Origin of the sequence: Microcystis sp. M31BS1, assembly GCF_020245285.1 — a bacterium.
Classification (GTDB): domain Bacteria; phylum Cyanobacteriota; class Cyanobacteriia; order Cyanobacteriales; family Microcystaceae; genus Microcystis; species Microcystis panniformis.
In genome coordinates, this window is sequence record NZ_JADBVE010000081.1 from 1 (window position 1) to 5035 (window position 5035).

A 5035-nucleotide genomic window follows, 5' to 3' on the forward strand; every position below is an offset into this window, starting at 1 on the left:
CGCATTTTTCTTTTCTTTGCCCAAATCCTCTAATTCCTCGATTAAATGTTCTAAGTCTAGCTGTTGAAATTGATGATTTCTAAGCAAGCTAATGGTTTCTCCTAGCCATTGAGAGTCATCAAGCTCATAGAGTTGTTTTAAGGCGTGAATACTTTGCATTATTGATGGTCTCCATTAGCAGTTTTGTAGTTTTAGCAACTATCATAAATTTCAAATTTCGCTTAAGAATATGTCAAGAAAACCTCGAAATCTTCAAGCTGGTTATTCCTACCACGTCACCACACGCTGCAATAACCGAGAGTTCAAACTATCCAAGCGGGAATGCCTGGAGGTATTTCTTTATGCCATCAAGAAGGCTTTAGAAAAACACCAGTTTAAGCTTTATGCTCTCTGTATCATGTCTAATCATGTCCATTATCTGATCGAACCTGCCCAACCAGAAGATTTACCCAAAATTATGCACTTTCTCAACTGGTACAAGGCGATGTGATCCCCCGCCTTCGGCTTCCCCCCTTATCAAGGGGGGCTAGGGGGGATCGCACAGGACACTTTTGGGAAAAGCGGTATTTTTGCGATGGTTTCCCTCCTTCAGATAGAGAAAGGGCGTTAAATACCTTACGTTACATTCACGGCAACCCGAAAGCCGCCAAAATGCGTTCTGGTTTCTTCTACGATTTCAGTAACTACGGTAGTTATGAACGTTTAACCGATGATGGATTAACTCAATGGCATCCTGCTGGCTCTTCTGGTTTCTGTGTGGAAACGAGGTCTATACCGATAGAATATCCGCAAAATAGTCCTAAAAGTTTTGCCCAATAAGCACTTCAGGGTTCCATAAGCAAAAATTATCACACAAAGTCGAGAAGAGCCTCCTGCTTTTCTTAAACTGGGTGACAGCTTAGAAGAATGTGCCAGAAAGTACAAAGGCTTTTGCCAGAAATACAAACCCAAGGAGAAGAAGACCCCAACCCGATGCCATTGGGGTAGTAAGCTGTTGGCTGGGGTTCATCTATCAGAAAAAGGCTCTACCACCAACCCCAAAAAATCTAAGTCTCGTCTTGTTCAACCCCCGTGCCAGGTATCCGAAAGCCCTGAATTAACTAGGGTTATACGTCAATTCATTGAGGCAAACCGTGCGCCCTGGCAAGGAGAAAAAGACTTTTGACATTTTTTGAGGTTCGTGCTAGAATCGGGGGGATTACTCCGCATCGTCGCCTGCAAAAGGACTGAGGTCGGCCAGCGGCCCCCTCAGAGCCATGGGAGCGATCGCATTGCCATCACGAGAGACGGTAGCGGTATTTTCCCGTTGGACAGGAGCAGCATTGCGGGGTGTCAGTTTTTTGGTTTCCATAGTGAATGACCTCTTGTTTGTATGGTTTTTTCCTAAGTCTTAAGTACCTAGGCAAAATTATTTACACATGACGATCATTGCCCCGTAAGGGTTTTAGCTCGATCGGGCAGGTAATTAATTTTGCATGACTACTTAACAACATTAGGTTAGTCTTATGTTTACTTAAAGTAACTCAATTGTCAAGGCTTTTTTTATTTAGTTTTGTAACAATTTAGCAACAAAAAAAGCACAGTCAACAAAGACTAAATCGCTCTTAAAACAAGCGAATTACTGTTAAGAACATTGATCGGGGACTTATTGAAAACTCTAATTTTTGACCAAGAGAAGTCAAAGATAATCCCCGACTTTTTAAGTAGCATTGACTAAATCTTCTAGCACTTACCCTTACTTCTCCCCGGGTTCCAGGTATCCGAAAGCCCTGAATTAACTAGGGTTATACGTCAATTGATTGAGGCAAACCGTGCGCCCTGGCAAGGAGAAAAAGACTTTTGACATTTTTTGAGGTTCGTGCTAGAATCAGGGGGATTACTCTGCGTCGTCTCCCGCAAAAGGTATCCAATCTTGATATTTATAACCAAGGGGGGCGATCGCATTGCCATCACGAGAGACGGTAGCGGTATTTTCCCGTTGCACAGGAGCAGCATTGCGGGGTGTCAATTTTTTGGCTTTCATGGGGTAAATCCTCCATTATTGTTGTTGAGTTCAGTCGTACCACCTTTTTTCTGCCGAGTCAATAGTTTTATTCAGTTTTTCTGTTTAAATTTCCCGAATGGGCGATCGCATTACCATCTGTCAAGCTTAGATCAGCTTAAATTTTCCGAATAAAACAACACTACCCGATGCTACTGGTAAACTTTGCATTTGCAAATGATTGATTAAAATAGATAATACAAATTCATTTTTTCAATTTTCTCCGCAATAAATTGACTTTCTGGTGCAGCAACACACATTTCACTAATGGGTTGTTTTTGGTAATATGCGTGAACTCGACGGGCTGTATCATTAGGAGTAAAGTAATTGAGAAAATCTTTTATATCTTCCAAATAATAGTACAGAATTTTCTCGGTATTACCTTTAGATAAACCCACACAAATGCGACGGCAAGCTGCCAAAGGTCGCAACGCTTGGGGTGATAACACAGTTGCTAACCTTTGCTGAATATCAATTCGTTGAAAATCCTGTTTCCCAATATAAGGATAAAGTTCAATCTCGCTGATACCATTTAGGCTTAAATCAAAACCCAAATGTAAGCTATTACTCACAATTAATTTTTCAATAGTTTCGTCTAACCCACCGTTAAGATATATCGCGGTTTTTAGCTTTTCTGGATAGTCATTAATCGTTAGCGCAATCTTTAATTTTGATTCAGCTAATTCTCGTCGCGCATCAACTCCTATTAGAAATTCTGTCATCTTACTGAAATCAAAGTCGTCGCCTAAAAATTGCTTAATTAAAGAATAATCTACTCGCACACCCACCCGCGATTCCACTTCCTGACAAAAATTATATACCGCGTTAAGTTGTTGGAGATTTTGGAGGTCAAAACCAATGCCAAAGCGAGCCGCATAAAATTGGCCTTGGTCTATTTTACAAGAAGACTCAAGAAAACATTTTTCTGAGGTTTTCTCGATTTTTTCGACAAATTTTTCCCAAATCTCCAGTGGGTAAAAATTCTCGACATCAAAAGCTTGCTTGTGTGTGCTGATATAGTAGTTTTTTTTGCTACTTTCTAATGAGGTTGCCATATTTTACTGAGCGAGTCAATGAAATTTTATCTAGTTACTAATCAGCCGCAGGATCGCATTACCATTGGCTGAATCTAAGTCTTATAGCAATCGTAAGCTTAGGAAAAGGGAGACTGAGAAGAGCAAAAACCTGTACTCCCCCTCTCCCCTCTCCCCTACTCCCCCGCTTCTTCAGTGAGGTTCGTGCTAGAATCGGGCAGATTACTCTGCGTCGTCTCCCGCAAACGGCAGTTCGTACCACTCTTTACAATTTCCCTCCCCATCCTCTTGCACACAAAAAGTTCCCCAATCAAGTTGAATGATCGCATTACCATCGCGAGAGACGGTAGCGGTATTTTTCCGTTGCACAGGAGCAGCATTGCGGGGTGTCAGTTTTTTGGTTTTCATGGGGTAAATCCTCCAATGATGTTAATTAATTTAATTAACCAGCCTTGACATCTTCTTGTCAATAGTTTTTTGTGAAGTTTTTGTGAAGTTTTTGTTGAGTTTTTGTTAAGTTTAGATCAGCTTAAATTTCCCGAAGCAAACCCCCAGCCGATGCTACTGGGAAGCAGGGAAGAATGATACCCTTAGATTGATGCGATCGCTTTTTTAATCAAGATCAAACATAGCATCTAAATCTCTATATCCACTAACTACTCTTGCGATTTCAATTCCGTTTTCAAGAGGGAAATAAAAGATTAGATAATCTTCTACTGGAAAACTTCGTAATCTAGGGATTAACTCATCGCGCCTACGTCCCAGATTGGGGAATTTAGCTAATTTTTTACAAGCCTGTTGGATTTTTTCTTTTAAAATTCTAGCAGCTTGCGGATTTTTCCCAGCCAAGTAACTATTAACTTGCTTTAAATCCAATCTAGCTGAGGGTGAGAAAATAATCTTTGACATTATTCATGACTCATTGGGAAAACTTGAGCCTCTATTTGTTGTAAATCCTCTTCTAATTCTGAAAAAACCTCTTCGCCATTAATTCCTTCCTGTCGTCTTAATTCCTCAACGCCAATCATAACTTCCCGTTTCAATTCCTCAAATCTTCCTCGGTAAATTCTGTCTCTTTCTGCCAATAAACGCAATCCCTCTTGAATAACGGCTAAATCATCTTGATATTTGCCTGTTTTCATTTGTTGAGCAATCAAATTTTCTATTTCTGGTGTCAGTTGGATAGTGTTCATTGCTTCTCCTAATTACCGTGATATCATCCTGATGGAGTATTATAGCGCTGACTTTTTAGCATCTTATAATTTTAACAGATTATACAAGACTTGTCACACCCCCCAGCAAATTACCTGATCGATCAAATCTTGACTGATGCCAAAAAAAATGGCTCTCCCCGGTTTGGTGGGTAAAATGTATTCTAAGATAGAGTCTTGGGGCAGTGAGTGGAACGAACCACTCCAGACACAAAGGACACAAAGATTGATCGATCCTATGTAAGTTAAACTTATCACACAGAATCTAGAAGAGCCAAAAACTTAAATATAGAATAGTGATTCAGTGATCTGATGAAGACAATTGTTATCTAGTTGGCTTACCCGACTTTCCAGGTCAAAAATGGCGAACTCATGGTAATACTTATGCTGAATCAGTGAAAAATGCTGAAGAAGTCCTAGAATCTCTGATGGAACTTTATCAGAAATTAGGAGAATCTTTACCTGAGCCTGAAATAAATAAAAAGAGAGAAATTTTGCAAAAATAAACCTTGATAAGGGAATTGATGATCATCGCATTGGTAGCCAAAAAGTTTTAATTGTTCTGATTGGCAATAAATTGACGAACAATCTCAACTCTTAGATTTAATGGTTCTTCGTTACTTGGTATGATTCGATATGGGGGCATAAATCGACTAAATCCTTATCTGGTAAGAGATTTAATTGATTAGTTCGCTCTAGATCAAAAACAATTGACAAAAATGGCCAAATGCTTTTCTACATAAGGGTTC

9 protein-coding genes and 1 pseudogene are annotated in these 5035 nt (G+C 39.8%); 2 read left to right on the forward strand and 8 right to left on the reverse strand.

Annotation, left to right across the window (positions count from 1 at the left end; genetic code table 11):
• Window positions 1-159: DUF29 family protein (locus IM509_RS04370; RefSeq protein ID WP_272079353.1), on the reverse strand; the 159-nt coding region annotated here is incomplete at its 3' end.
• Between the two features lie 70 nt (window positions 160-229).
• Between IM509_RS04370 and IM509_RS04375 the strand changes: the two genes are divergently transcribed.
• A complete protein-coding gene (locus IM509_RS04375) occupies window positions 230-490 on the forward strand; it encodes a transposase (RefSeq protein WP_128575314.1) in 261 nt (86 codons plus the stop codon).
• 161 nt (window positions 491-651) lie between these two features.
• On the forward strand, window positions 652-819 hold the full coding sequence (locus IM509_RS04380) for a hypothetical protein (protein WP_221634766.1): 168 nt from the start codon (window positions 652-654) through the stop codon (window positions 817-819).
• Window positions 820-1198: 379 nt separating this feature from the next.
• Here IM509_RS04380 and IM509_RS04385 read toward each other — a convergent pair whose 3' ends face one another.
• The 7 genes and pseudogenes from IM509_RS04385 to IM509_RS24305 all read right to left on the reverse strand — a co-directional run bounded on the left by IM509_RS04385 (window position 1199) and on the right by IM509_RS24305 (window position 4544).
• Window positions 1199-1351 (reverse strand): anacyclamide/piricyclamide family prenylated cyclic peptide, encoded by a 153-nt coding sequence (locus IM509_RS04385; protein ID WP_272079352.1) that lies wholly within the window; start codon window positions 1349-1351, stop codon window positions 1199-1201.
• 525 nt (window positions 1352-1876) lie between these two features.
• Complete coding sequence (locus IM509_RS04390) at window positions 1877-2023, reverse strand: anacyclamide/piricyclamide family prenylated cyclic peptide (protein WP_185236833.1); 147 nt, start codon at window positions 2021-2023, stop codon at window positions 1877-1879.
• Between the two features lie 203 nt (window positions 2024-2226).
• On the reverse strand, window positions 2227-3096 hold the full coding sequence (locus tag IM509_RS04395) for a LynF/TruF/PatF family peptide O-prenyltransferase (RefSeq protein WP_002767616.1): 870 nt from the start codon (window positions 3094-3096) through the stop codon (window positions 2227-2229).
• Between the two features lie 201 nt (window positions 3097-3297).
• Entirely contained in the window at window positions 3298-3483 is a 186-nt protein-coding gene (locus IM509_RS04400; RefSeq protein WP_002797460.1) for an anacyclamide/piricyclamide family prenylated cyclic peptide, read from the reverse strand.
• Window positions 3484-3687: 204 nt separating this feature from the next.
• Window positions 3688-3984 carry a type II toxin-antitoxin system RelE/ParE family toxin gene (locus tag IM509_RS04405; RefSeq protein WP_008206074.1) on the reverse strand — a complete coding sequence of 99 codons (297 nt, stop codon included), beginning with the start codon at window positions 3982-3984 and terminating at the stop codon, window positions 3688-3690.
• Entirely contained in the window at window positions 3984-4268 is a 285-nt protein-coding gene (locus tag IM509_RS04410) for a ribbon-helix-helix domain-containing protein (RefSeq protein WP_185236834.1), read from the reverse strand. The genes IM509_RS04405 and IM509_RS04410 overlap by 1 nt, the downstream gene beginning before the upstream one ends.
• 79 nt (window positions 4269-4347) lie before the next feature.
• A pseudogene (locus IM509_RS24305) lies at window positions 4348-4544 on the reverse strand (hypothetical protein).
• Window positions 4545-5035 lie beyond the last annotated feature (491 nt).

Bases quoted from the DNA above. Each gene is read 5' to 3' on its own strand.
- IM509_RS04375 (WP_128575314.1), top strand. From the start codon at position 230: ATGTCAAGAAAACCTCGAAATCTTCAAGCTGGTTATTCCTACCACGTC.
- IM509_RS04380 (WP_221634766.1), top strand. From the start codon at position 652: ATGCGTTCTGGTTTCTTCTACGATTTCAGTAACTACGGTAGTTATGAA.
- IM509_RS04385 (WP_272079352.1), bottom strand. From the start codon at position 1,351: ATGGAAACCAAAAAACTGACACCCCGCAATGCTGCTCCTGTCCAACGG.
- IM509_RS04390 (WP_185236833.1), bottom strand. From the start codon at position 2,023: ATGAAAGCCAAAAAATTGACACCCCGCAATGCTGCTCCTGTGCAACGG.
- IM509_RS04395 (WP_002767616.1), bottom strand. From the start codon at position 3,096: ATGGCAACCTCATTAGAAAGTAGCAAAAAAAACTACTATATCAGCACA.
- IM509_RS04400 (WP_002797460.1), bottom strand. From the start codon at position 3,483: ATGAAAACCAAAAAACTGACACCCCGCAATGCTGCTCCTGTGCAACGG.
- IM509_RS04405 (WP_008206074.1), bottom strand. From the start codon at position 3,984: ATGTCAAAGATTATTTTCTCACCCTCAGCTAGATTGGATTTAAAGCAA.
- IM509_RS04410 (WP_185236834.1), bottom strand. From the start codon at position 4,268: ATGAACACTATCCAACTGACACCAGAAATAGAAAATTTGATTGCTCAA.